Below are 25320 nucleotides of genomic sequence, written 5' to 3'. Positions count from 1 at the left end.
GTTTTGCCCTCCGCCCCCTTTGCACGATAAAGGCAACACCATGAAATCGACCCTGATCGCCGTGCTCCTCGCCGCCGGCTTTGCCGCCGGCGCGCAAGCCGCTCCCGCAACACCTTCCGCTCCCGCCGACCTGGATCTGGGCATCACCTATTACAGCCGCGTGCTGACGCCGGAAGGCGTAACGCGCGAGAGCCGCTACGAGGAAAAAATGCTGCGCCGCCCCGGCCACGTGTGGGTCGAGCGCGTGCTGGCGCCGGCCACCGACGCGCACGCGGGCCACAGCCATGGCGAGCACAAGAAGGTGACGTTGAAAACGTCGACTGCGGCCACGCAGCATGAGCACAAGCACTTCAATCCCGTGCTGATTCCCCGCCACGTGATGCTGGAAAAGAACACCGTGCGCGTGGAATACATCGATGCACACGACAAGATCGTCGTCTCCATCCCCAAGGCCGAATACGAAAACGTCAATTTCGACGGTTCCTGGGAAAACAGTTTTTATTTGCTGGACCCGAAACTGGTGGCCGCCATGCCGCTGTCGAAACAGGCATCGAGCGTGACGGGCGCGCGCTGGCGCGAAGTGGAAAAAAATGGCGTGTTCCAGCGCATCCTGTGGGATGAGCAAAAGCAGATTCCCCTGGTCATCGAAAGCGGCGACCGCGCGAACACCTTCTATCGCCGGGTCGACGTCAAGCTGCAGCCGACCGTCAGCAAGGCACAGCCGTGGGCCAATCTGCAAAACTACGCGCAGCGCGAGTATTCGGACTATCTCGACTAAGAACGAGGCTAGTTCCGCACTTGACCACCCCATGCCCGCTCGCTAGTATCGACAAGGTACAGCAACGGGAGTGCGGCATGGATGAACAATTCGAAAATGGTTTGCGCATGCGCAAACACGTGATGGGTGACGCCTTTGTCGAGCGCGCCTTCGCCCAGGTCGACGCTTTTTCGGCGCCCTTGCAGGACTTCGTCACGCGCAACGCCTGGGGCACGACCTGGTGCCGCGACGGCCTGGATTTAAAAACGCGCAGCCTGGCGACGATTGCCATGCTGACGGCCCTGGGCCGCGCCCAGGAGCTGCGCGGTCACGTGCGCGGCGCCATCAACAATGGCGCATCGATGCAGGAAATCCAGGAAGTGCTGCTGCACGCGGCCGTGTATTGCGGCATGCCGCTGGCCATCGACGCCTTCCGCTCGGCGCATGAAGTGCTCAAGGAAATGGGGCTGGCGACACCGGCCACGCCGCCAGGCTGAGCATTGATGCGTACAATCGGGACGTAAAAAAAGCCAGGGAGCGATCCCTGGCTTTCGTCTGGCTGGCGCCGGATTACTCCGCTGCCGCCGCCTTCTTCGCCGGCGCCTTCTTGGCGGCCGGCTTTTTCACAGCCGCAGCCTTCTTGGCCGGTGCTTTCTTCACGGCCGCCTTCTTGAGCGCCGGTTTCTTCGCTGGCGCCGCGCCCTCTTCGCCTTCCACCTCAGTGGCTGCCGCCTTGGGCTTGGCTACCGCCTTGGCGCCCGGCTTGGCCTTGCGTTCTTCAAACTCGAAGCTCACCTTGCCATCCTTGCCGCGCACGAGGAAAGCCTTGAACGGGCGACGGGTACGCTGCGAAACAAAGCCCGGCAACAAGTCCGTCTTGCCATCGTTAAGCAGTTTCGCCATTTGTTCCGGCAAGATTTCCTGCTGCAAGATAATGCGGCCGCTGCGGAAGTCGCACGTCTTCGGCTTGGCCATGCTGTGTTCGCACACATAGGCCAGGCCCATTTCATACACGCCGGCGTTGCACTTGGGGCAAGGTCCCACGGGCGTCTGGCCCGTGAAATCGACGCCTTCGCCATCTTCGCTTTCGTCGTTCTGGCCGAAATCGAATTCCAGCTTGAAATTCGTGATCTCTTCATCGCGCACGATGCGCAGGATGGCGGCGAACGGACGGCCCATCTTCGAGCGGAAGCCTTGCAGCGGGCCAATGGTGCGGTCCTTCAGCAATTGTTCCACTTCGGCGATTTCGAACTGGCGCGAACCCGGCGTCTTGCTCATCGAGAATTCGCACTTGGTGCAGGCGAAACGGCGGTAGTTTTCCTTCACCACGCCGCTGCAATTCGGGCAGGGCGTTTCCAGCGTGGCGTAGTCGCCGGGAATCGTGTCGTTATCGTATTCCTTGGCGCGCTTGACGATGATTTGCGTCATCTGCGCGATTTCACGCATGAATTCTTCGCGCGAAATCTTGCCTTTTTCCATCTGCGACAGCTTGTATTCCCACTCGCCCGTCAGCTCCGGCGCCGTCAATTCATTGACGCCCAGGCCTTTGAGCAACGTCATCAGCTGCGACGCCTTGGCTGTCGGGATCAGTTCGCGGCCTTCGCGTATCAAATAGCGTTCCGTCAGCAAGCCCTCGATGGTGGCCGCGCGCGTCGCTGGCGTGCCCAAGCCCTTGCCGGCCATCGCATCGCGCAGCTCGTCGTCGTCGATCAGCTTGCCGGCGCCTTCCATGGCCGACAGCAAGGTCGCCTCCGTAAAGCGCGCAGGCGGCTTGGTGACCAGGCCGTTGGCGTTGACGCTTTCCGTCTGCACTTTTTCGCCCTTGGCGACGGGCACCAGGTTGCCGTTGCCATTGCTTTCCTTGTCGGCATCCGTCGACGCTTCCTTGCCATAAATAGCCAGCCAGCCCGGATTGGTCATGACCTTGCCTTCAGTCTTGAACTGATGGCCCGACACTTCCGTGTAACGCGTGGTGACCTGGAATTCCGCAGGCGGGAAGAACACGGCCATGAAGCGGCGCGTGACCAGGTCGTACAATTTTTGTTCCGGCTCGGACAGGTTCTTTGGCGCGATCGTCGTCGGGATAATCGCGAAGTGATCCGAGATCTTCGTGTTGTCGAAGATGCGCTTGTTCGGCTTGACCCAGCCCTTGTCGACGATCTGCTTGGCGAACTGGTGGTAGTTGCTGTTTTCCTTGACCGTTTCCAGCGCCTGCAGCACGGTCGGGATGTAGTCTTCCGGCAGGTGGCGCGAATCGGTACGCGGATACGTCAGCACCTTGTGTTTTTCGTACAGCGCCTGGGCCAGACCCAGGGTGTTCTTGGCGGAGAAGCCGAAACGCGAGTTCGCTTCGCGCTGCAAACTGGTCAGGTCGAACAGGCCCGGCGCCATCGAGGTGGTCGGTTTCGATTCTTCCGTGACGATGCCTTGGCGGCCGCGGCAGGCGGTGGCGATCGAGTCGGCAGCCGTCTTGCTCCACAGGCGCTCGGCGCGCTTCTCGGGATCGTTTTCGTCCTTCTTGAACTTCGTGTCGAGCCAGCGGCCTTCATAAATGCCGGCCGCGCAGACGAATTCGGCGCGCACTTCCCAGAAGTCGCGCGGCACGAATTTTTTGATCTTGTCTTCGCGTTCAACCACGATCGACAGCGTTGGCGTTTGCACGCGGCCCACGGTGGTCAGATAGAAGCCGCCTTCTTTCGAATTAAACGCCGTCATGGCACGCGTGCCATTGATGCCGATCAACCAATCGGCTTCCGAACGGCAGCGGGCCGCGTCCGCCAGCGGCAGCATTTCTTCATCGCTGCGCAGGTGCGAGAAACCGTCGCGGATGGCGCCCGGCGTCATCGACTGCAGCCACAATCGCTTGACCGGTTGCTTGGCTTTCGCGTTTTGCGCGATCAGGCGGAAAATCAGCTCGCCTTCGCGCCCCGCATCGCATGCGTTGATAAGGGTGGTGACGTCTTTACGTTTGATCAGCTTGTTTAATACTTTGAGGCGCGCTTCCGTCTTAGGGATCGGGTTCAGCGCGAAATACGGTGGAATCATCGGCAAGTGCGCGAAACTCCATTTGCCGCGCTTCACGTCGAATTCTTCCGGCACGGCGATCTCCAGCAAGTGGCCGACCGCCGACGACAGGACGTATTCATCCGATTCAAAGTACTCATCGTGCTTGGTGAAGCCGCCAAGCGTCTTCGCGATATCGTTCGCGACAGAAGGCTTCTCGGCGATGATGAGGGTTTTTGTCATATTTTTTAGTCTCGAAAAATGCTCTAGGATAGTTTCAGCATGCGCATCATACAGTGCATTGCCAGGCGCCGACGCTTTTGTCTGCGCAAGGCCTTGTGACTTGTGGTCTTGTCAAGCGGCCAATGATAAGCGCCTATTGAAGAATTCGGCAAGTTATCTGCAAGCAAGAATGCGCAGGCGCAAACACGATGGACTAGCGGGCGCGCTGGTGCAGTACATAGTAAAGGGGACGGCGCGGCAGCGGTGCCAAGATTGGGCCAACGGCTGCGTGGCAGCCAGCAAGACAGCATAAAAATGTTCAGGGCAAGGCGCAGCGTTGCAGACAGTACGCTAGTACGGCAAGACGCTGTAACGCCGCCATGGACATTTTTATTAGTGTAGCAGACGGGGAGGCAGGTCTTCGTCGTCGACAAATAAGTCGTCAAACATCAGGGCATCCGGTTCCTTGCCCTGGCTCCACAACAGCATCAGCACGATGACTTTCAGCTTGCCCAGCGAGACGGGCGCCTCGTCGAGCGCCAGCGCCCGTTCGATGACGATTTCGCGCTGCAGCGGCGAGAGCACCTTGGCACTTTCCAGGAACTGGATGAAGCCGATGGCGGCCGTGCCCAGCACGTCGCTTTCCTGCTTGACATAGAAGCGCGTGCCCGTGGAACTAGCCGTCAAGGTTTGCTCGACGCCGGCCATGGCGTTCAAGTCCGTCAGCCACACGAGCGCTTCGGAAATCTCCACGTCGTCGAAACCGACGGCCGACAGTTTACGCGCCAGGACTGCCGGCTCGGGGCAGGCGTCGGGGCGATAGTAAGTCTCGTAGAGGTAAACCAGGATATCGAACATGGCTCTACTCTATCAGCTAAGTTCGCTGCGACACAAGGGTGCGCACGGACAAAGCGCGCCCGTGCGGCAAGGCCACCACACAAGTGACAAGCTGTCATTTGCAGCGTTGAAACAGTCCTCCCGGCAAGCGCTCGACCAGCCCCGCCAGCTCCAGCGCAAGCAACTCACCCATCAGCACGCCCATGGCCAGGCCGCTGCGCGCGGCCAGGGTATCGGCATCGAGGGGATCGTGGCCCAGTGCGGCCAGCAGCGGCGGTTCGTCTTCCGCCGCTGGCGGCGCCTTGGGGACACCGCCCAGCCACTGCAGCTCTTGCAGCACGTCATCGGCCGACTCGACCAGCTTGGCGCCCTGCTTGATCAATGCATGGCAGCCCTTGGCCAGCGTGGCATGGATGGAACCGGGCAAGGCATACACGTCGCGCCCCTGCTCGCCGGCCAGGCGTGCAGTGATCAGGGAGCCCGATTGCGCGGCCGCCTCGATCACCAGCACGCCGCGCGCCAGGCCGCTGATCAAACGATTGCGGCGCGGAAAGTTACCCGGCATGGCGGGCAGCCCAAGCGCATACTCGCTGACGATGCATCCCTGTTCGGCAATTCTTTGCGCCAGATCAAGGTTGCGTCGCGGATACACCAAATCGGCGCCCGTGCCGATCACGGCCACGGTGGCGCCCGTGCCGCGCAAGCCGCCTTCGTGCGCGTGCGTGTCGATGCCCAGCGCCAGCCCGGAAATGATGGTCAAGCCTGCCGCGCTGAGGGCGTGTGCAAACGCGGCCGCGTTCTGCATGCCTTGCGCGCTGGCATTGCGGCTGCCGATGATGGCCACGCCGGGACGCGACAGCAGTTCCGCCCGCCCCCGTATATATAACAATAGCGGCGGATCGGCGATTTCCAGCAACAGGGGCGGATACCCGGCATCGGCCAGGGTCAGCACGGCATTGCCGGGCCGCTGCAACCATTGCAGGGTGAGCGCCAGCTGGCTGTTGGCCACCGGCTTGGGCGGCTGCACGATGGCACGCGCCACGCCGGCCGGCACCACCTCGCGCAAGGCCTCGAACGGCGCGGCGAAGATCTGCGGCGGCAAGCCGAAGCGGGCCAGCAAGGCGCGCGCCGCCACCGGCCCCACGCCGGACAGATGCTGCAGGCGCAGCCAGCCCGCCAATTCCGTGGCCGTGTCTGCCGTCGTTGCAAGTGCATGCATGACAACCTCACTGTGTACTGTGCCATCCCATGCTAGCGCCATGGCGCGCATGCGATACCGACGCGCGCAAGGATACGTGCAATGGCGCTGCAAAACGGCCCGCCGTCCACAGGGCCATGGGCGTCTGTGATAAAATTTCCCTTTGCATCAAACGAATAGCGCACTGGCAAACGCATCTGCCGCGCCGTTGTGCCATACGCGCCCAAACGTAGCGTACTCAAATAAAATAGCCCTGCCATCGTTCGCATGGCCCAGGCATGAATAATCCGGCGCATCGGCGCCCACCTTAACCAGTCGAATCCGTATGTCCATATTAAATATCCTGCGTTACCCCGATCCTCGCCTGCACACGATCGCCAAGCCCGTCACCGAATTTGACGCGCGCCTGCAAACCCTGATCGACGACATGGCCGAAACCATGTACGACGCCCCAGGCGTCGGCTTGGCCGCGTCACAAGTGGATGCGCATATCCAGATGATGGTGATCGACATCACCGAAGAAAAAAACCAGCTGCAAGTATTCATCAACCCTGAAATTACCTGGGCCAGCGAGGAAAAGCAGGTCTACGACGAAGGCTGTTTGTCCGTGCCTGGCATCTACGATGGCGTCGAGCGCCCGGCCCGCATCAAGGTGCGCTCCCTGGACCGCCACGGCAAGCAGTTCGAGTTGGAAGCCGATGGCTTGCTGGCCGTCTGCATCCAGCATGAGATGGATCATCTGCTGGGCAAGGTATTCGTCGAATACCTGTCGCCGCTCAAACGCAACCGCATCAAGGCCAAGATGATCAAGGAAAACCGTGGTCTCGAGCGCGAAGCGAGCCTGCGCGCACAAAATCGCCGTTTCTAAGCCGCTTTTGCCGCTGTGCTGATAGACTAAGCAGCAACAGTAGTCGTCACACCACGCCAGTCTGGCGCCTCCGGCACAGGCCTGCGCATCTCACGTCAAGGAACCAAATGAAAGTGATCTTCGCAGGCACCCCTGAATTTGCCGCCACGGCCCTGAAAGACTTGCATGAAGCAGGTTTTGACATTCCGCTGGTGCTGACCCAGCCCGACCGCCCTGCCGGGCGCGGCATGCAACTGCACGCCTCGGCCGTCAAGCAATACGCGCAACAGCATGGCATCGACGTGCTGCAACCCTTGTCCCTGCGCATGGACAGCAAGGACCCGCAGCGCGCGGCCGAGGCAAAAGCAGCTCACGAGCGCCTGCTGGCCACCGATTACGACGTGATGGTCGTAGCGGCCTACGGCTTGATCTTGCCGCGCAGCACGCTCGACATCAAACCTTGCATCAATATCCACGGTTCATTGCTGCCGCGCTGGCGCGGTGCGGCGCCGATTCACCGCGCCATCGAGGCCGGTGACGATGAAACGGGCGTGACCATCATGCAAATGGAAGAAGGCCTCGATACGGGCCCCATGCTGGCCATCGAGCGCACGCCCATCGAAGCGGGCGATTCCACCGCCAGCCTGCACGACAAGCTGGCCACGCTGGGCGGCAAGATGATCGTCGAGACCCTGCGCAAGATGCAGCAGCAGCCACTCGAAGCCGTGCCGCAACCGGAAGCGGGCGTGACTTACGCGGCAAAGATCGCCAAGGACGAAGCGGCGCTCGATTTCAGCCAGCCTGCGCTGGAACTGGGCCTGAAAATCCGCGCCTTCAATCCCTTCCCCGGCGCTTGCGGCCAGGTCGATGGCGTGACCATCAAGATCTGGTCCGCCGAGGTAATTGAAGCGGACAGCAAGGAAGCGCCAGGCCAGGTGCTGGCAGCCGATGCCCAGCACGGCATCGTCGTGGCCTGCGGCAATGGTTCCTTGCGCCTGACGGAACTGCAAAAACCGGGCGGCAAGCGCTTGCCCGCAACTGAGTTCATCAAAGGCTTCCCGCTGGAAGGCAAACGTTTCGTTTAATTCACACCCCAACTAGCCCGGCGGCAAGCACCCCATGGACCAGCTAACCGCCCTGCGCGCCTTGCGCCGCGTCGTGGAACTGGGCAGTTTCACGGCCGCCGGCGCCGCGTTGGGCATTTCCCACTCGATCGTTTCGCGCCAAATCCGCCAGCTGGAAGGCCAACTGGGCGCCCAGTTGCTGAACCGCACCACGCGCCGCTTCGCCCTGACGGCCGCCGGCCAGGAATACTATCTGGCCAGCCGCGATATCCTTGACGCGCTCGATGCGGCCGACCGCGCCGTCGCCAGGCACCAGGCGCAACCGTCCGGCAGCTTGCGCATCAATGCACCGGTGGCCTTCGGCGCGCTGGAACTGGCCGCCTGGCTGCCCGATTTCACCCGCCAATACCCACACATACACATCGACCTCGTCTGCAATGACCGCATTGTCGACCTGATCGACGATGGCTTCGACGTGGCGCTGCGCCTGGCGCGCGGCTTGCCCGATTCCACCCTGGTGGCGCGCCAGCTGGCCAGCAGCCGCACGCTGGCCGTCGCCTCGCCCGCCTACCTGGCCCGCCATGGCCATCCGGCCACGCCGCAAGATCTGGCGCAGCACAATTGCTTGATGTACACATCGGGCGACAAACCGGCGGAGTGGTTGTTCACGGATAGTGACGGCGCCGCGCACAAAGTGGCCGTACGCGGCAGCCTGCAAGCCAATACCAGCGTCGCCCTGCGCGAGGCCGCAGTGGGTGGCATGGGTATCGCTGGCGCAGCCGCCTTCATCGTGCGCGATGCGCTATGCAGCGGCCAGTTGGTCGAGGTCTTGCCCGGCTACACCTTGCGCCCACGCACCTTGTACGCGCTGTATCCGCACAGCCGCCAGCTGTCGCCGAAGGTCAGGGTCTTCGTCGATTTTGCCGTGCAGCATTACCAAGAGCGCCACTGGGATTGATCATGGCTGCTGCAGCGCCTTGCGCACGGCGCGAAACTGCTGCGTCAAGCCGCCATAGCCCCAGGCCGCCTGACGCGCGTCATGCACGTGGATGTAGCTGACGTCATGCAAGGCGCCGAGACACTCCTGCATGGCGGCGAACACGGCGGCGATATAGGCGGCTTTTTCCGCTGCCGTATTCGTTTCATCGCTGATCAAGATATCGAGAAAAAAACTGGCCTTGCCCTGAGTTTGCAGTGAGGGCCCGCCGACAAACCAATGCGCCGCATCGGCATGGCTGATCGCCACCGACGTCAATTCGGGCGCCTTGTGCAGCAGCCGCGCCGTCAGGGCGCTCAGGGTGGCGGCGATGGCGGCCGACTGGCGCGCATCGGGCGCAGTGGACAAACGCAGGTTCAGGATGGGCATGGGATACTCCGCAAGTGGATGAAGACCCATTCTAGGCAGGCGGGATGAAAAGTGGCAGCCTCCGCCAGGCACAGGATCTGTGCAGTTTGTGCACCAATGCCTGCACCATAAAAAAGGGCTTGCCGCGGCAAGCCCTTTTTTGCATCCAGCACCCTTGCCTAGCGGCGCTGCACCTTCATCAAACGTCCGCCCACGGACGACGACAGGCTGACCTCGAAACGCCCGCCGGTCGGCAAGGCGTTCACATCAACGCTGGCATTGCCCCCTGTCAAGCCGCTGGCGACCACCGTCTTGCGGCCATCGGCGGCCACGTGCAGCACGGCCGCGTACGGCTCCGCTTGCGCATCCCAGGCCAGCGCCAGCTTGCCGCCGCTTTGCGTTACCTCAAAGCTGCCATCGTTGGCAGCCTTGCTGCGGCGCGCGGAACGCTCCAGCCTGGTCAATGGCTTACCATTGAACAATACTTGCACGTCGCTGATATCGCCGGGGTTGGCGAAGCTGACGCGGAAGTGGCTCATGGCGCTGCCGCCATGGTCGGCCACGGTTACGGCATCGAAGGGCAAGTCGATAGTCGTTCCCGACGCGGTCAAGACCCGCAGGGTGTACGCCTGACCGCTGCCGCTGGCCGCTGCGCCCACACGCGTGGACGAGGCAACGGCCGGGCGCAATGCCACGCCAGTCGGCGTGATGCGGCCGGAAATGGTCAGATAGCCATTCTCGGCCACGGACATGCTGGCGGCCAACACATTGCTACCCGTCACCTGCGTGCTGCGTTTTTCCAGGAATTGCTGCACCCGCGCATAGCTATAGTCGGAGAACCAGGCACCGCTGCAATAGCTCATCACGTCCTTCATCGGCGTGCTGCCATAGACTGCCTTGCTCAGTTGGCCGATATTGCCTGCGTAGTTGCTGTTGTACAGCGGTTGCGGGCCCAGATTGCCATCCGCATATGGGTAGTCGGCAGCGGCGCCAGCCGGGCCGCCGCAGGCAACGTGCTGCAGCGAGTGGTTGTGGCCCAGCTCATGCACGAGCGTGGTCAGCCATTCCGGCCATTGATTGCCGAAGGGATCGACCGATGCGATGCTGTTGAACCTGGCATCCAGGCCGATGGCCGACGTGAAGTCGTTGCCGCTGCTGCGCTGGTTGATGTAGGCCAGGCCGGCGGCGCGGGTGGAAGACATCCGCGGCACGAAACCATAATAATAGGCGCCGCTGTCTTCCAGCGCGCGCTTGCTTTCCAGTTTGCCCAGGGTATCGCTCCACCAGCTGTCGGCCGTGCTGCTGCCCGGCATGCTCAGCGCAGCGCGCGTCGTGATGCTGATATTTTCCGTCGCATACGGATACACGCGCAGCAGCGCAGCACGGATCACCTCGGCGTCAGGCAGTTGCGCCACGCCATCGTCGGTGCTCAAGGGCACGAGCACCAAGCGGATTTTGGCCAGGCTGGCCACCACGGGCGCAGCTTCCTGGCTCACTTGCACGCCGTCATTGCCAACGGCCGTCACGCGCACGCGCACGCCGGGCAAGATCCAGCCGGCAGGCAGGACGGCACTGAAATTGCCGTTGAAACTGTCATCGTTCTTTTGCGTTGGCAAGACCGATGGGCCGCTCATGCTGATGCTGCCCAGGTTGCTGCCATTCGCGGCAGTCGCATTCAAGGTGACTGCCGGGCTGGCCTGGCCCGCTTGCGTGGCCAGCACGGACACGCGCACGGCGGCCGGCTTGCCGCGCGTCAGGCGCAAGGCCGTATTGCTGGCGTTCAAGTTCAGTACCTGCGCGAAATCAATGCTGCCCAGGGTAAACGCCGACACCGTGCCTGCATTGACGGCAATGCGCGCAGCGGCTGACAGCATCACATCGCCCGTTGCCGAGCTTGGTGCAGACAACAGCAGTTGGCTGGCACTGGCGCTGACGATGACGGCTGGCGTATTGCCCACCGAGGCCGAGCTGACCTGGTCAAGATTGCTGCCCTGCACCGTCACCGACAAGGTCCCGCCACTGATGGCCGACGTGATCGACGTCACTGCCACGCTCGCCAAGACCTTGTACGTATCGCTGCTGATGACATCGTTGTACGGACCGCGCACCGTCAGCGCTCCTGTTGCCGCCCCCAGGGGCACCACCACGGTCACGCTGCCGGCCGTCTGGCTTTGCGGTGTCGCCGCCGCGCCATTGCCAAACTGCACCGCCGTCACGGCGCCCATGCCACCGCCCGCGATCGTCACGCTGGAACCGGCGCCGCCCGTCAATGGCGTGATGCTGCCCACGCTCAATGGCAGGTACACATTGAGGTTATAGCTGGTGGCCGCCGTGCCGCTGGCGCTGACCAGGCTCAAGGCACCCGACACGGGCACGCCTGGCATGGCCAGAGTCACGCTGGTCTCGCTGGCGGCGCTGGTGGCAAGCGTCACGCCGCCCACCTGGAAGGCCGTCACGCGGCTCAAATTGGTGCCCGTGACCACCAGGCTGCCACCCACGGCGACATTTGCCGCCGAGACGGCCGAGACGGCAGGAATTACGACGGGATTGCCCGAGGCGGTCGCTACTACCGTATCACCACCGCCCCCGCCGCCGCCGCAAGCGGACAGGCCCAGCATGAGAAACAATCCAACAAGCACATGGTTTTTCATGGCTGGCATCCATACTGATACAGCGCGATGCCGGGGAGGATAGGAGAGGAATGTGACATATCGGTGACTTTTGGTGAGAATTTAATTGCGAGGAACCAACATTATGGGTTATTTCGATTCCATAAGACAACTATTAATGCTTTTGATTTAATTGGTTTTGATAATAGTTAAAATATCTACCTGGCAAACTTTATTTTCAGCAATACGTGTCTCATTCTGCATTGCCTTACACCCCAATTATTTTCCTTTGCAGCTATTGCCATTCCATTCATGAAAAATAATGGGAGCGGATTCAAATAATGTGGAAATTTTTCCACAGCATAGAGCACATACCTTCCTGCTAACCTTGGCGGAAAAATTAACATTTTGAATAAGATTTTCAGGCCTGGCATTTTCAGCTGCGGCCGCGATGATGCCACCGTAGCGCCAGCCGTGGCGCCGTTGTGTTGCTCGAACCACGGCAGACTGGCCTGCCACCGCTTTTGCTTAAAACCAAAGCAGCCTGATGCCGTATAATTTTAGACCCGGTGAAATCAGGCGATTGCCACCTTCTGCCTGCCCTACCCGGCTGGCACTCTCCGTCAGCTGATCCTGCTGGCCCGCATCCGCCTCGTAAAGTCTTGTCGCCGCGCCGCCGCCCGTTTGCCTATTGAAAGCATGAAATGAACGATACCGTGATCCCCGCCATGTCCCCGACCGAAGCCACCTTGCGCGCCATTCTGGCGCAGCGGATCATGATCCTCGACGGCGCGATGGGCACGATCATTCAGCAGTACAAGCTCGACGAAGAAGCGTACCGTGGCGGCCCCGCTGGCCGCTTCATCGATTTCGCCGCACCGGTCAACAGTGGCGCGCGTGAACTGTTCGTCAAAGGCAATAATGAGCTGTTGACCCTGACGCAGCCGCACATCATCCAGGAAATCCACGAGCGCTACCTGGCGGCGGGCGCCGACCTGATCGAAACGAATACTTTTGGCGCCACGACCATCGCGCAAGATGATTACCACATGGCCCACCTGGCCTATGAAATGAATGTCCAGGCGGCCAAACTGGCACGCGCCGCCTGCGATAAATATTCCACCCCGGACAAGCCGCGCTTCGTCGCCGGCGCCCTGGGCCCCACGCCGAAGACGGCATCGATCTCGCCCGACGTGAACGATCCGGCCGCGCGCAACGTCAGTTTCGACCAGCTGGTGGCCGCCTATCTGCAGCAGACGCAGGGCTTGGTGGAAGGCGGCGCCGACGTGCTGCTGGTGGAAACCATTTTCGACACCTTGAACTGCAAGGCGGCCCTGTTCGCCATCGATCTGTTCTACGAGCAAAACCCGACCGTCGTGCGCTTGCCTTTGATGATTTCCGGCACCGTCACGGACGCCTCGGGCCGCATTTTGTCGGGCCAGACCGTGCCCGCCTTCTGGAATTCCGTGCGCCACGCAAAACCGCTGACCATCGGCCTGAACTGCGCGCTGGGCGCCGCCCTGATGCGCCCGTACGCGGAAGAGCTGGCCAAGATCGCCGACACCTTCGTCTGCATCTACCCGAACGCGGGCTTGCCCAACCCCATGAGCGACACGGGTTTCGACGAGTTGCCAGCCGACACGTCCGCCCTGCTACGCGAATTTGCCGACGCGGGCTTTTTGAACATGGCGGGCGGTTGCTGCGGCACCACGCCCGAACATATCGCCGCCATCGGCGAGTTGCTGTCGAAAAATACCCCGCGCACGGTGCCAGCGCCGTCGCACGACCTGCGCCTGGCCGGCCTGGAACCGTTTGTCGTCAATGACGAGTCGCTGTTCGTCAACGTGGGTGAGCGCACCAACGTCACGGGCTCAAAGGCGTTCGCGCGCATGATTCTCAACGAGCAATACGACGAAGCCCTATCCGTGGCGCGCCAGCAAGTGGAAAACGGCGCGCAAGTGATCGACATCAACATGGACGAGGCGATGCTCGACTCGCTGGCGGCCATGACGCGCTTTTTGAACCTGATCGCCTCGGAACCCGATATTTCCCGCGTCCCCATCATGGTCGACTCGTCGAAATGGTCGGTCATCGAAGCGGGCTTGAAATGCGTGCAGGGCAAGGCCATCGTCAACTCCATCTCGATGAAGGAAGGCGAAGAGGAATTCCTGCGCCAGGCCAAGCTGTGCCGCCGCTATGGCGCCGCCGTGATCGTCATGGCCTTCGATGAAAAAGGGCAAGCCGACACCTTCGAGCGCAAGATCGAGATTTGCGCCCGCGCATATCACTTGTTGATCGATGCGCTGGACTTCCCGCCGGAAGACATCATTTTCGACCCGAACATCTTTGCCGTCGCCACCGGCATCGAAGAGCACAACAACTACGCCGTCGACTTCATCAACGCCACGCGCTGGATCAAGGAAAACTTGCCGTACGCGAAGATTTCGGGCGGCGTGTCGAACGTATCGTTCAGCTTCCGCGGCAACGACCCGGCCCGCGAAGCCATCCATACCGTCTTCCTGTACCACGCCATCAAGGCCGGCATGACCATGGGCATCGTCAATGCCGGCATGGTAGGCGTGTACGACAACCTGGACCCGGAACTGCGCGAGCGCGTGGAAGACGTGGTGCTGAACCGCCGCGAAGACTCCACCGAGCGCATGATCGAGTTTGCCGGCAGCCTGAAGGCGGGCGGCAAGGCCGAGGCGCAAACCCTGGCCTGGCGCGAAGGCACGGTGCAGGCGCGCCTGTCGCATGCGCTGGTGCACGGCATCACGCAATTCATCGTAGAAGACACGGAAGAAGCGCGCCAGGAGCTGCTGCACAATGGCGGGCGCCCCATCCACGTGATCGAGGGCCCTTTGATGGCCGGCATGGACGTGGTCGGCGACCTGTTTGGCCAGGGCAAGATGTTCCTGCCGCAAGTGGTGAAATCGGCGCGCGTCATGAAGCAGGCCGTGGCCCATTTGATTCCGTACATCGAGGAAGAAAAGCTGCTGGAAGAAAAACGCACGGGCATCGTCGCCAAGCCGAAGGGCAAGATCATCATGGCCACAGTCAAAGGCGACGTGCATGACATCGGCAAGAACATCGTCACGGTAGTCTTGCAATGCAACAACTTCGAAGTGGTGAACATGGGCGTGATGGTGCCGTGCTCGGAAATCCTGGCGCGCGCCAAGGTGGAAAACGCCGACATCATCGGTCTGTCGGGCCTGATCACGCCGTCGCTGGAAGAAATGGCGTATGTCGCCAAGGAAATGCAGCGCGATGAACACTTCCGCATGCTGAAGATTCCCCTGCTGATCGGCGGCGCCACCACCAGCCGCGCCCACACGGCCGTGAAAATCGCGCACAACTACGAGGGCCCCGTGATCTATGTACCGGATGCCTCGCGTTCCGTGTCTGTCGCGCAATCCTTGCTGACACCGGAACAGCGCGACAAGTACGTGGAAGACATCGAACTCGACTACGCGCGCATCCGCGAGCAGCACGCCAACAAGAAGGCGCTGCCCATCTTGCCGCTGGCGCAAGCGCGCGCCAACAAGATGATCGTGCCCTTCGACGGCCCGTGCAAGCCCGTGAAACCAAAATTCATCGGCCGCCGCGTATTCAAGAATGTCGACCTGGCCACCCTGGCCAACTATATCGACTGGGGTCCGTTCTTCCAGACCTGGGACCTGGCCGGCCCCTTCCCTGCCATTTTGACCGATGACGTGGTGGGCGACGCGGCCACCAAGGTGTACGCGGAAGGCCAGGCCTTGCTGAAAAAACTCATCGACGGGCGCTGGCTGACGGCCAATGGCGTCGTGTCCCTGCTGCCGGCGAACAGCGTCAATGACGACGATATCGAGGTGTACACGGATGATACGCGCAGTAGCGTAGCGTTCACCTATTACGGCATGCGCCAGCAGGGCGTCAAACCCGTGGTCGACGGCGTGCAGCGGCCGAACCAGTGCCTGGCCGACTTCATTGCACCGAAGGCATCGGGCGTGAAGGATTACATCGGCATGTTTGCCGTCACCTCCGGCCTGGGCATCGAGAAATACGAAAAGCGCTTCGAAGATGCGCACGACGATTACTCGTCCATCATGCTCAAATCGCTGGCGGACCGCCTGGCCGAAGCGTTTGCCGAATACCTGCATGAGCGCGTGCGCAAGGATTTATGGGGCTATGTGCCGGACGAGCAGTTGAGCAACGACGCCATGATCGGCGAGCAATATGTCGGCATCCGCCCCGCACCCGGCTACCCCGCCTGCCCCGAGCATACCGTCAAGAAAGAAATGTTCGAGGTCATGCAGGCCGAGGAAATCGGCATGCTGTTGACGGAATCGTATGCCATGTTCCCCGGCGCGGCCGTCTCCGGCTTCTATTTTGCCCACCCGGAGTCGAAATACTTCGTTGTCGGCAAGATCGGCATGGACCAGGTGGAAGACATGGCCAAGCGCCGCGGCGCCAGCATCGAGGACGTGGAACGCTGGCTGGCGCCCAATCTGTCATGATAAGCACAAGGCGCGCGGAACTTATCGCGCGCCGCAGCGCACTAACGCAGTATGCCGGTCGGCATGCTGCATGCCCGCTCCGGCCCGTTCCCTAACTGGCTAAGGAGGATATATGGCAAACAATTTCAAACTGAAACGCTGGCAAGATCAAGTGATCCTGTTGCTGGGCCTGTGGCTGCTCGTCTCGCCCTGGGCCTTTTCCTACCCCGAAGGCTCGCCGCAGATGATCAACGCCTTTGTCTCGGGCCTGGTGATCGCCGTGCTGGCCGCCTTCGACCTGTACAAAACGTATTTCTGGGCCGTCGTCGTCAACCTGCTGGTCGGCGTCTGGGTGGCCGCCTCGCCGTGGATCTTGCAGCTGGCCGAACAGCGCGTCGTCATGTGGAACGAGCTGCTCGTCGGTATCGCCGTCGTCGTGCTGGCCCTGTGGGAACTGCGCACCGACCCCGAGTTGCACAAGCACTGGCCCGGTGCCGCCGTATAGCGGCGTAAAAAAACCCTGCCACGGCTAGGCCGTGCAGGGTTTTTTTAACGTTACGGGAGGCGTCAGTTACAACGCATACCTCACCACATTGTCGCTCCATTCGTAGGCAGCCATTTCCAGCTCCACCAGGTCGTCCGGCGACATGGCCAGGTCGCGCAAGGTCGGCACGATCTCGCCTTCCATGTCTTCGATGCGCTCGATGCATTCGGCCAGGCGCAGCAGGTCGCCGTAGAAGCCTTCGCGCGACAGCAGCGCTTCGGCCACTTCATCGATCACTTCGATCTGGCTGAGGATTTCCGACATCGGCACGCCGAACAGGGTATCCATCAGGGACATGATGCCGACCGTAAAGGCGATATCGGCCGAGTGGGCGTGGTTAGGACGCAATTTATGCGCCAGCAGCTCCAGCAAACGGCCGCGCGTGGTGGCCAACATCAGCAGCGGCGTCATGCTATGGCCGCGCTTGCTTGGCTCCGCATACAGCATGATTTGCAGCCAGCGCTGCAATTGGCGGCGGCCCAGCACGGTCACAGCCTGGCTCAGCGAATCGATGCGCTGACGCGCGCCCACGGCAGGCGTATTCACCAGACGCAGCAGGTTCAGGGCCAGCGACACGTCGCGCTTGATGGCGCGCTCGATCTCCATATTCTCGGCGTCGGAGGTAACCAAGGTCATCAGTTCCATGACGGCCAGTTGCGACGGCGACAGTTTTTTGCCCGTCATGATGGCGGGCTTGGCAAAATAATACCCCTGGAAGTAATCGAAGCCCAGGTCCAGCCCGGACTTGAATTCTTCGCGCGTCTCGACCTTCTCCGCCACCAGTTTCTTCTGCTCCTGCTTGAAACGGGGGGCCAGTGCTGCCAGCACCTTCGGCTCGACCTTGCTCATGTCCATTTTGACATATTGCACAAGCGGCAACAGCTGCTGTACTTGCGACGTATCGGCCACCACGTTTTCCAACGCGAAGGTGAAACCATGACCCACCAGTTCGCTGATGCGCGCGCGCACTTCCGGCGTGACGGGCATCGATTCGACGATTTCCAGCACGACTTTTTCACGCGGCAGGAAAACGAAGATGTCGCTCATGATCACGTCGGCATCGACGTTGACGAAACCGAGTGCGTCGCCGATGACCTTTTCCATCCCCAGCTGGGAAGCGTGGGCGATCACGGACGCCGTGGCGGACAGATCGCTGGTGATGTTGGCGGGACCGACCGGGGCGTTGCGGAATAGCAACTCATAGCCAAACAGGGCTTGATTGCGGTCAAGAATAGGTTGTCGCCCCAGATAGAACTCGCGCACGCGCAAGGGTTTCGGGGTGATGTCGTTGCTGGAAATATCGATCATTAAGTCTTCATCAATCAGGTCGAGTGACACCGGCCGCGCGGCGCCCGCATCAAGGTTCACTATTGACAATACTTTAGCTGAATTTCGCCCGCGCTGTGGGTATTTTGGCAGCAATCAAGCGTATTGTCGTCAACAAATTAGGCCGCTGGCGTGTCTTGCACCATCCCGTCGACAAATAACTTCAATTCGCCCGGCGTAAACGCCGTCCATTGCTCATTCGTCGTCAGCGGCTGGGTGACGATCACAGCCACGCGATCCTGTGGCGTCGTCACCTGGGAAAAGTCCACGCTCAGGTCTTCATCGGAGAGTTTAGCAGTTGGAAACGGATGTTGTCGCACCAGATAGTGCAAGCTGGTCGAGCAATGGGCAAACAGCGCCTCGCCGCTCGACAGCATCATGTTAAAAGTGCCGTGGGCCGCGATGCTGGGCAACAACTCCGCAAGGGCGGCGTGCAGTTGCGGCAACGCCGGCGGAGCGTCGCCAAAGCGCGCATGCAGCTCCTGCAGCAGATAGCAGAAGGCCAGCTCACTGTCCGTGCAGCCGACGGGGCGGTAACTACCCGTCAGCACGGGGTTGAACTCCTTCAAATCGCCATTGTGGGCGAACACCCAGTAGCGGCCCCACAGTTCGCGCACGAACGGGTGGCAGTTTTCCAGCGCCACCTGGCCTTGCGTAGCCTTGCGAATATGCGCGATGACATTGCGCGACTTGATGGGATAGCGTTTGATCAGTTCGGCCACGGGCGAGGCGATGGCCGCCTGGTGGTCGACGAAATGGCGCACGCCTGCGCCCTCGAAAAAGGCAATGCCCCAGCCGTCATGGTGGGTATCGGTGTGGCCACCGCGCATGGCGAAGCCGGTAAAACTAAAGACAATGTCCGTGGGGACATTGCAATTCATTCCGAGAAGTTGGCACATGGTCTGTTTGCAGCTGGATAACACAACCACCATACCATGCCGTCAGACGGATTGGTATGGTGGCGATAGCCATCACACTAGTGCAACAGAACTGGCTGGCTCATGAGGGAATCATAGCTGCCTAAAAATTCATCGATCTCTTCCATGCTGGGTTCGCTGGCGATCAGTTCCGTGACGTCGCGGCGGAAGTTTTGCGCAAGGATACCGGCGATAAACGTCTCGCGTTTGCCGCCCTTGTCGACGATTTCATAGCCGCCAAAGCGCAGGGCTTCCAGGTCGACGTCGGCGCCGAATTCCACGACGCTGTATTGCTCGCTGTTATAGATCAGGTTCATTTTGCATCCTTCGCTCAGGCAGGAGAAGCTCCTGCGGTTTCAGAACAGAGGTGGGGCTGATACGGCACTATTTCAAGCGCCATGCCACCCGGCGGGCTGCAGAGTTGTAACGAGATGCACATTGCGACTGCGGTACGTCGATCAGGAAAGCGCCAAGAAGCCGCGCTCAGGAAACCTGTATGTCTGCTTGCAGCGCCAGTAGGGCATCGTAGGGACTGGCAGTGAGCCAGGTGCGCAATTGTTCGATGTGCGAGGCATTGGCCAAGCTGATGAACAAGTGCGCGGGGGGGTGGCGCAGCAGACGATTCAATGTTACACGCAATACGAGATTGCCGCTGCAGCACAGGCAACCGGGTGCGATGCGCAACAGTTGCAATGGAAATGATGGAGAAGGGGGAACTTGCTCGGCCAGGTCCGCCAGGATGGCGTTGCCATCGGCCAATCCCTCGAGGATCACGGCGGTCGGCTCGTCCGGCGCCAAGGCTTGCGCGATGGCTGCCTCGCGCCCGGCGGCGCAGCCACCGCTGACCAGGGTCAGCGGCGTCACGCGCCGCGGCATTGCCGTCACAGGTTCTTCTTGGCCAGCTTGCCCGGTTCGACGCCCAGCTGTTTCAGCTTGCGGTACAAATGGGTGCGTTCCAGGCCCGTTTTTTCCGCCACGCGGGTCATGCTACCGCCTTCGCGGCCCAGGTGGTGTTCAAAATACATGCGCTCGAACGCGTCGCGCGCCTCGCGCAGCGGCAAGTCGAACGACAGGTTGTAGCCATGGCCTTCGGCTACCGCCGGTACGGCGATGCCTGGACGCACCATCAGCTGTTGCGGCGCACTGCCGCCAAAGCTGGGCACGGGATGGCTGCTTTCCTCGGCCACCACGGGTGCCACGGGACGCGGCGCCACGCTAGTCGCGCGCACGGTTTCCTGTGCCCGCGTCAAGCCTTGCTGGACTGCTTTCAGCAGTTTTTGCAGGGCAATCGGTTTTTCCAGGAAGTTCATGGCACCGATGCGCGTCGCCTCGACCGCCGTATCGATGGTGGCGTGGCCCGACATCATGATCACCGGCATGGTCAGCAAGCCGTCGCGCTGCCATTCCTTGAGCAGGGTCACGCCATCGGTGTCGGGCATCCAGATATCCAGCAGTACCAGATCCGGCGCACCGGCGGCACGCGCTTCACGCGCCTGCTGCGCATTTTCGGCCAGCTGGATAGCATGTCCTTCGTCACCCAATATTTCCGAGAGCAACTCACGGATACCCATTTCATCATCCACTACGAGTATGTTTGCCATTCGTGTCTTGCCTTCCTCATTTCGCCAGCCCTCGCGCACAAGATGCACACGGCGGACAGCTATGATTTTATTAGTTTTTTAAATACTAAACCAGACCCTCACGCCAGGAATTCCTGGGCAGGAGTGTCGGGAGCTAACTTTAACAGCAAAATGACCACCGCAGCGCCATTGCCGTCGACCCGGTTCTCGATATCGATGCGTCCGCCATGTTCATCGATAATTTTCTTTACCATCGCCAGGCCCAATCCCGTACCGCGCGCCTTCGACGTCACATAGGGCTCGAAGGCGCGCGCCAGGATTTTTGGCGCGAAACCAGGGCCATTGTCGGTGATGGCCAGCCGCACGGCGATATTCACGCCGCCGTCCGCACTGCGATAATGAATTGCTTCCGTCCTTACGTCAATCCGCGGATGCGGCGAGTCCGGCGGCAGATCGGCCATGGCGTCTTGCGCGTTCTGCAGCAAGTTATGGATCACCTGCCGCAACTGGGTCGGATCGCCCATCACCATCGGCAGATTCGGCGCCAGTTGCGGATGAATGATGTCGCCATCATCACCGCGCAAGTACAAGTTCAGGATCTCTTCGATCAGTTCGTTCAAACGCAAGGGCGTGAGCACGGCCGGCGGCGTGCGCGCATAGTCGCGGAAGTCATCGACCATGCGCTTCATCGCATCGACCTGCTTGACGATGGTGGTGGTGGCGCGGCTGAGCAGATCGGCATCGTGCTGCTCCAGCTTGCCTTCGAGCTTCATCTGCAGTCGCTCGGCCGACAGCTGGATGGGCGTCAGCGGATTCTTGATTTCATGCGCCAGGCGACGTGCCACCTCGCCCCAGGCGATCGAGCGCTGCGCAGAAATGACGTCGGAAATATCATCGAAGACGACGATGTAGCCGCTGCCGGACTCCAGCGGCAGGCGCGAACCGCGCGCCAGCAGGGTGATGTCATGCTCGTCGGCACTACTGCCCAGGCGGCGCGGAATCTCGATCTGGCGCTGCCAATGCAGGCGCTGCTGGTTGCGGCCCGAGGCCGATTGCGCGCTTTGCGCCGTGAAGGCACTGATGATGGCCGAGCCAAACTCTTCCATTCCAGCAATATGCGCCAGCGGCTGGCCCACCATGCTCATGCCCGAATGCTGCAGGATGCGTTCGACCGACTCATTGCAGGTCACCAGCTTGAAATCGCCGTCGAGCACCATCACGCCTGCCGACATATTCGCCAGCACCGATTCCAGGTGGGCCTTGGCGTTTTGCAGCGCGGCGCGGTTGCTTTCCACTGCCGTGCGCGCATCGAGCAGCTGGCGCGTCATGATGTTGAACGACTGCGTCAGGGTACCCAGTTCATCCTTGGTGGCGACGATCGGGCGCGGCGACAGGTCGCCCTCGGCCACGGCGCGCGTGCCTTCGGCCAGCAGCAGCAGGGGCTGGGCCAGGTTACCCGCGATCAGGAAAGCGCTGCCGATGGCGCCAAAAATGGCCAGCAACAAGGTCAAGGTGAGGATTTCCATGTACATCTTGCGCAAGCCGACGCGCGCGACGAAACGTTCCTTGTATTCGCTGTAGGCGGCCCGCAGCACCTCGCCATTCGTCGCCAGCTTGGGCGGCACCGCCTGCAGCAGTTGCAGGTAGCGGGGCGAAACGGAGGGACCCGGCACGGTCACCAGCACCCGCAGGCGCAGGCTGGCCGCCGTTTCCAGCGATGCCGGCGTGCCCGCGCGGAAACCGCCGCCGCCCGACTCCGTGCCATCGTCGTGCAACTCCAGGCCCCCTTCGGCGGAGGCATAGCCGGCCGGCAAGGCGGCTTGCACCAGCATGGCCGGCGTAGGCAAGTCAGCCGCGCTGTGCGGCCCGGCGCTGGCCAGCAGCACGCCATCGCCGCTGACGATCATGACATTTTGCATGCCCTCTTCGCGCAGCAGGCTGGTCAGCACTGCCGGACCGGCCACCGGGTCGGCGCCCAGTTCCTCGACCGCCTTGTGGCCCCGGTGATCCAGCTCGACCAGGGCCGCATCGAGGCCGGCACGGCCCAGCTCAATCCCCGATTCCAGCGCCGCTTCAATCTTGACGTTGAACCAGGACTCGATGGAATGGGAAACGAATTGCACGGAGACAAGGAAAATCACCAGGCCCGGCAGGATGCCGACGGCGGCGAACAGCATTACCAGGCGTGTCATCAGCTTGGAGCCGAACTTGCCGCTCTTGTAGCGCGCGTACAGGCGGCCCAGGGAAATGCCCACCAGCGTCAGCAGGGATACGGCCACGGCGGCGTTCAGGCCCAGCAGCCAGGTGTAATAGCGGTCGAAAAAGCCGGAATTATCGGAAGCCGACGCCAGCAGGAACAGCAGGATACTGACAATGCCGCCGCCCACCACCAGCAGATAGCGCAATGCTTGACTCACTACTCCGCCGTATACAAAAAGGTTTTTTTATTCGAAGCCAGGCGCCAGTCGCTGTTATTGAAGGCATTGACCTGTATCGGCTTGGGCAGGTAGTCGCGGTCCATGCCCATACGCAAGGTGACGTTGTACGTCTGCCCCACTTTCAGCTCGCCGCGCCGCGCCACCAGCCAGCGGCTGGGGCGGCGGATCAGGAACAGCGCATCGTCGAGGGTGGGGAAGCTTTGCTGCAAGCCACCGCCCGACACATGATACTGACGCGTGAGCACGTTGTACGACAGCTTGCTGGTCTGGCGCGCCACAATGGCTTTTTCATCGAACCAGTACCAGCGGGGCCGGGTCAGTTCGATTTCCGTCGTGAAATACAGCGGCACGCCATGCTGTACCGCATCATCGAGGTCGTGATTGAGCTCGAAGGAATACGTGGCGGCCAGCTTGTAGCCCTCTTCGCTAGCCTCGATGTAGGCACGGGTGATCTCGACCATGTCGGCGGCATGCGCGCGTGGCATGCTACATGCCAGCATCAGCAGCAGGGCCAGGAGTCGGAAGAGTCGTGTTGTCACAAGTGTGCCGGTGGTGTCCGTAGGAAAAAGTTCGACGAATCGATCAAGCCGCATTTTTTTGGAATAGCGCATAGAACAAACCGTCATGGTCCTGCTCCGCGCTGCCAGTCGGCAACAGCTGGCCAGGCGCTGTCAATCGGGTCGCATTATTGCGCACCGCAAATGCCGCCGCCTGTGCCTCGGACTCTTGCGGCCACAATGAACATGTCACGAACAGCAATTTACCATCGGGGCGCAGCATCTGCCACAGGTTGTCCAGAATTTTGGAGGAAAGTGTTGCAAGTTGGAACGCATCGCCCTTGCGGCGCAACCAGCGAATGTCGGGATGGCGGCGCACGATGCCCGAGGCCGTGCACGGCACGTCGGCCAGGATGCGGTCGTACTGCTGGCCGTCCCACCACGCGCTCGATTGCGCATCCTGCGCCTTCAAGGTGGCGTCCAGGCCCAGGCGCTCGAGGTTTTCCGCGATGCGCGGCAAGCGCTTGGCGTCCGCATCGATGGCGGTGACCTGCACATCGGCCAGTTCCAGAATGTGGCACGTCTTGCCGCCGGGCGCCGCGCAGGCGTCCAGCACGCGCATGCCATCTTGCAAGTCCAGCAGCGGTGCGGCCAGTTGCGCGCCGGCATCCTGCACGGAGACGACGCCCTGCTCGAAGCCGGGAATCAACGCCACGCCGATGGGCTTGTCCAGCCGCACGGCAAACGGTCCCACCTGGCGCGCGGCAATGCCCGCCTCTGCCAGCACGGCCAGATAGGCTTCGACCGTGCTCTTGCGGCGATTCACGCGCAGGGTCAGTGGCGGCACGGCATTGCCGGCCGTCAGAATGGCTTGCCAGTCGCGCGGATAGGCCAGGCGCAGCGAATCGATCCACCATTGCGGATAATTCCATTGCGCCAAAGGTTGCTGCAGGGCCGCTTCCAGCAAGGACTTGCGCTCGCGCAAGAAACGCCGCAAAACGGCATTCACCATGCCCTTGGCATGCGCCAGGTCAGGGTGCGAAGTGGCCACCGTAACAGCCTGGTCGACGACTGTAAATTCTTCGTACGGCTGCTCGCCAGGCTCGGCCGACATCAGGGACAACGCGCAGCACAGCAGCGCAGCGAGCATCGGCGGCTCGGGTGCCTTCGAGGTCATCAGGCCAACCAGGGTTTCGCTGCGGCCCAGCTGGCGCATGGTGCGGTAGGAAATATCCTGGATGGCGCCGCGCGCCTGCGGGTTGGCGTTCGATTGCGCAAACACCTTGGCCAGCGCCTGCGGCAAAGCCGTGCCCGTACGCACTTGCGCCACGGCATTGGCGGCGCCCAGCAGGCAAAACGCCAGCGAGTCGGCGCGCAAATCGGGTTGGAAGCCTGGCTGCAAGACCGGTTTCAGGTCGGGATGGTAGCTGGGACGCAATTTCGGTGCGGCAGGGGCAGGAGCCTGGCCTGGCGCCGGCTTGGTTTTCAATTTCAGCGTGGGGCGCTTGTTCATAATTATCCGGTGTGGCTGCGCGCGGCTGGCGGCATGGAGGCAAATACGCGGCCGCGCGTCATCAATAAAGGGTCGATTGTAGCGTTTGTGGCGCCCTCTGGCCCAAGCGATTGCAGCGATATATGTAAATTGCGGCAAAAAACTG

20 protein-coding genes are annotated in these 25320 nt (G+C 61.4%); 7 read left to right on the top strand and 13 right to left on the bottom strand.

Annotated features, from left to right (window positions below; translation table 11 throughout):
• Positions 1-40: 40 nt before the first annotated feature.
• Complete coding sequence (locus tag ACP7DE_RS25025) at positions 41-778, top strand: hypothetical protein (protein ID WP_426074633.1); 738 nt, start codon at positions 41-43, stop codon at positions 776-778.
• 77 nt (positions 779-855) lie between these two features.
• On the top strand, positions 856-1254 hold the full coding sequence (locus ACP7DE_RS25020) for a carboxymuconolactone decarboxylase family protein (RefSeq protein WP_426074632.1): 399 nt from the start codon (positions 856-858) through the stop codon (positions 1252-1254).
• Positions 1255-1327: 73 nt separating this feature from the next.
• Here the strand turns inward: ACP7DE_RS25020 and ACP7DE_RS25015 are convergent, their stop codons facing one another.
• The 3 genes from ACP7DE_RS25015 to dprA all read right to left on the bottom strand — a co-directional run bounded on the left by ACP7DE_RS25015 (position 1328) and on the right by dprA (position 6038).
• Positions 1328-4003 carry a DNA topoisomerase III gene (locus tag ACP7DE_RS25015; RefSeq protein ID WP_426074631.1) on the bottom strand — a complete coding sequence of 892 codons (2676 nt, stop codon included), beginning with the start codon at positions 4001-4003 and terminating at the stop codon, positions 1328-1330.
• A 372-nt stretch (positions 4004-4375) separates the two neighbouring features.
• On the bottom strand, positions 4376-4840 hold the full coding sequence (locus tag ACP7DE_RS25010; RefSeq protein WP_096233791.1) for a DUF494 family protein: 465 nt from the start codon (positions 4838-4840) through the stop codon (positions 4376-4378).
• A gap of 94 nt (positions 4841-4934) precedes the next feature.
• Positions 4935-6038 carry a DNA-processing protein DprA gene (dprA, locus tag ACP7DE_RS25005; RefSeq protein WP_426074630.1) on the bottom strand — a complete coding sequence of 368 codons (1104 nt, stop codon included), beginning with the start codon at positions 6036-6038 and terminating at the stop codon, positions 4935-4937.
• A gap of 304 nt (positions 6039-6342) precedes the next feature.
• On the opposite strand from dprA, the gene def reads away from it, so the two are divergent.
• The 3 genes from def (at position 6343) to ACP7DE_RS24990 (ending at position 8886) form a co-directional block, all read left to right on the top strand.
• Positions 6343-6885: a peptide deformylase gene (gene def / locus ACP7DE_RS25000; protein ID WP_426074629.1), complete on the top strand. Its 543-nt coding sequence runs from the start codon at positions 6343-6345 to the stop codon at positions 6883-6885.
• A 107-nt stretch (positions 6886-6992) separates the two neighbouring features.
• Positions 6993-7949 carry a methionyl-tRNA formyltransferase gene (gene fmt, locus ACP7DE_RS24995; protein WP_426074628.1) on the top strand — a complete coding sequence of 319 codons (957 nt, stop codon included), beginning with the start codon at positions 6993-6995 and terminating at the stop codon, positions 7947-7949.
• A gap of 34 nt (positions 7950-7983) precedes the next feature.
• A complete protein-coding gene (locus tag ACP7DE_RS24990; RefSeq protein ID WP_426074627.1) occupies positions 7984-8886 on the top strand; it encodes a LysR family transcriptional regulator in 903 nt (300 codons plus the stop codon).
• Here ACP7DE_RS24990 and ACP7DE_RS24985 read toward each other — a convergent pair whose 3' ends face one another.
• Both ACP7DE_RS24985 and ACP7DE_RS24980 read right to left on the bottom strand, forming a co-directional pair.
• On the bottom strand, positions 8887-9294 hold the full coding sequence (locus ACP7DE_RS24985; protein ID WP_426074626.1) for a tautomerase family protein: 408 nt from the start codon (positions 9292-9294) through the stop codon (positions 8887-8889).
• A gap of 158 nt (positions 9295-9452) precedes the next feature.
• Positions 9453-11924 (bottom strand): IPT/TIG domain-containing protein, encoded by a 2472-nt coding sequence (locus tag ACP7DE_RS24980; RefSeq protein ID WP_426074625.1) that lies wholly within the window; start codon positions 11922-11924, stop codon positions 9453-9455.
• 662 nt (positions 11925-12586) lie between these two features.
• On the opposite strand from ACP7DE_RS24980, the gene metH reads away from it, so the two are divergent.
• Positions 12587-16381 carry a methionine synthase gene (metH, locus tag ACP7DE_RS24975; RefSeq protein ID WP_426074624.1) on the top strand — a complete coding sequence of 1265 codons (3795 nt, stop codon included), beginning with the start codon at positions 12587-12589 and terminating at the stop codon, positions 16379-16381.
• Between the two features lie 112 nt (positions 16382-16493).
• Complete coding sequence (locus ACP7DE_RS24970) at positions 16494-16865, top strand: SPW repeat protein (RefSeq protein ID WP_426074623.1); 372 nt, start codon at positions 16494-16496, stop codon at positions 16863-16865.
• 66 nt (positions 16866-16931) lie between these two features.
• Here the strand turns inward: ACP7DE_RS24970 and ACP7DE_RS24965 are convergent, their stop codons facing one another.
• The 8 genes from ACP7DE_RS24965 to rsmB form a co-directional block, all read right to left on the bottom strand.
• Entirely contained in the window at positions 16932-18212 is a 1281-nt protein-coding gene (locus ACP7DE_RS24965; protein ID WP_426074622.1) for an EAL and HDOD domain-containing protein, read from the bottom strand.
• Positions 18213-18349: 137 nt separating this feature from the next.
• Positions 18350-19129 (bottom strand): class II glutamine amidotransferase, encoded by a 780-nt coding sequence (locus ACP7DE_RS24960; RefSeq protein ID WP_426074621.1) that lies wholly within the window; start codon positions 19127-19129, stop codon positions 18350-18352.
• A 77-nt stretch (positions 19130-19206) separates the two neighbouring features.
• The gene (locus ACP7DE_RS24955) at positions 19207-19464 is read right to left on the bottom strand and encodes a BTH_I0359 family protein (RefSeq protein WP_071079509.1); all 258 of its coding nucleotides are present in this window, start codon (positions 19462-19464) and stop codon (positions 19207-19209) included.
• Positions 19465-19630: 166 nt separating this feature from the next.
• Positions 19631-20023 (bottom strand): GTPase, encoded by a 393-nt coding sequence (locus ACP7DE_RS24950; protein WP_426074677.1) that lies wholly within the window; start codon positions 20021-20023, stop codon positions 19631-19633.
• 5 nt (positions 20024-20028) lie between these two features.
• The gene (locus ACP7DE_RS24945) at positions 20029-20748 is read right to left on the bottom strand and encodes a response regulator (RefSeq protein ID WP_426074620.1); all 720 of its coding nucleotides are present in this window, start codon (positions 20746-20748) and stop codon (positions 20029-20031) included.
• A 98-nt stretch (positions 20749-20846) separates the two neighbouring features.
• On the bottom strand, positions 20847-23144 hold the full coding sequence (locus ACP7DE_RS24940; protein WP_426074619.1) for a sensor histidine kinase: 2298 nt from the start codon (positions 23142-23144) through the stop codon (positions 20847-20849).
• Positions 23144-23650, bottom strand: coding sequence for a DUF4390 domain-containing protein (locus ACP7DE_RS24935; protein WP_226939765.1), 507 nt, complete (start codon positions 23648-23650; stop codon positions 23144-23146). Before ACP7DE_RS24935 ends, ACP7DE_RS24940 begins: the two co-directional genes overlap by 1 nt.
• 97 nt (positions 23651-23747) lie before the next feature.
• On the bottom strand, positions 23748-25175 hold the full coding sequence (gene rsmB, locus ACP7DE_RS24930) for a 16S rRNA (cytosine(967)-C(5))-methyltransferase RsmB (protein WP_426074618.1): 1428 nt from the start codon (positions 25173-25175) through the stop codon (positions 23748-23750).
• Positions 25176-25320: the final 145 nt, after the last annotated feature.

Source organism: Janthinobacterium sp. DSP2-3-3, assembly GCF_049897325.1.
Classification (GTDB): domain Bacteria; phylum Pseudomonadota; class Gammaproteobacteria; order Burkholderiales; family Burkholderiaceae_D; genus Janthinobacterium.
The sequence above is the reverse complement of the archived record's forward strand: the minus strand, read 5'-3'. Positions and strand labels throughout refer to the sequence as shown.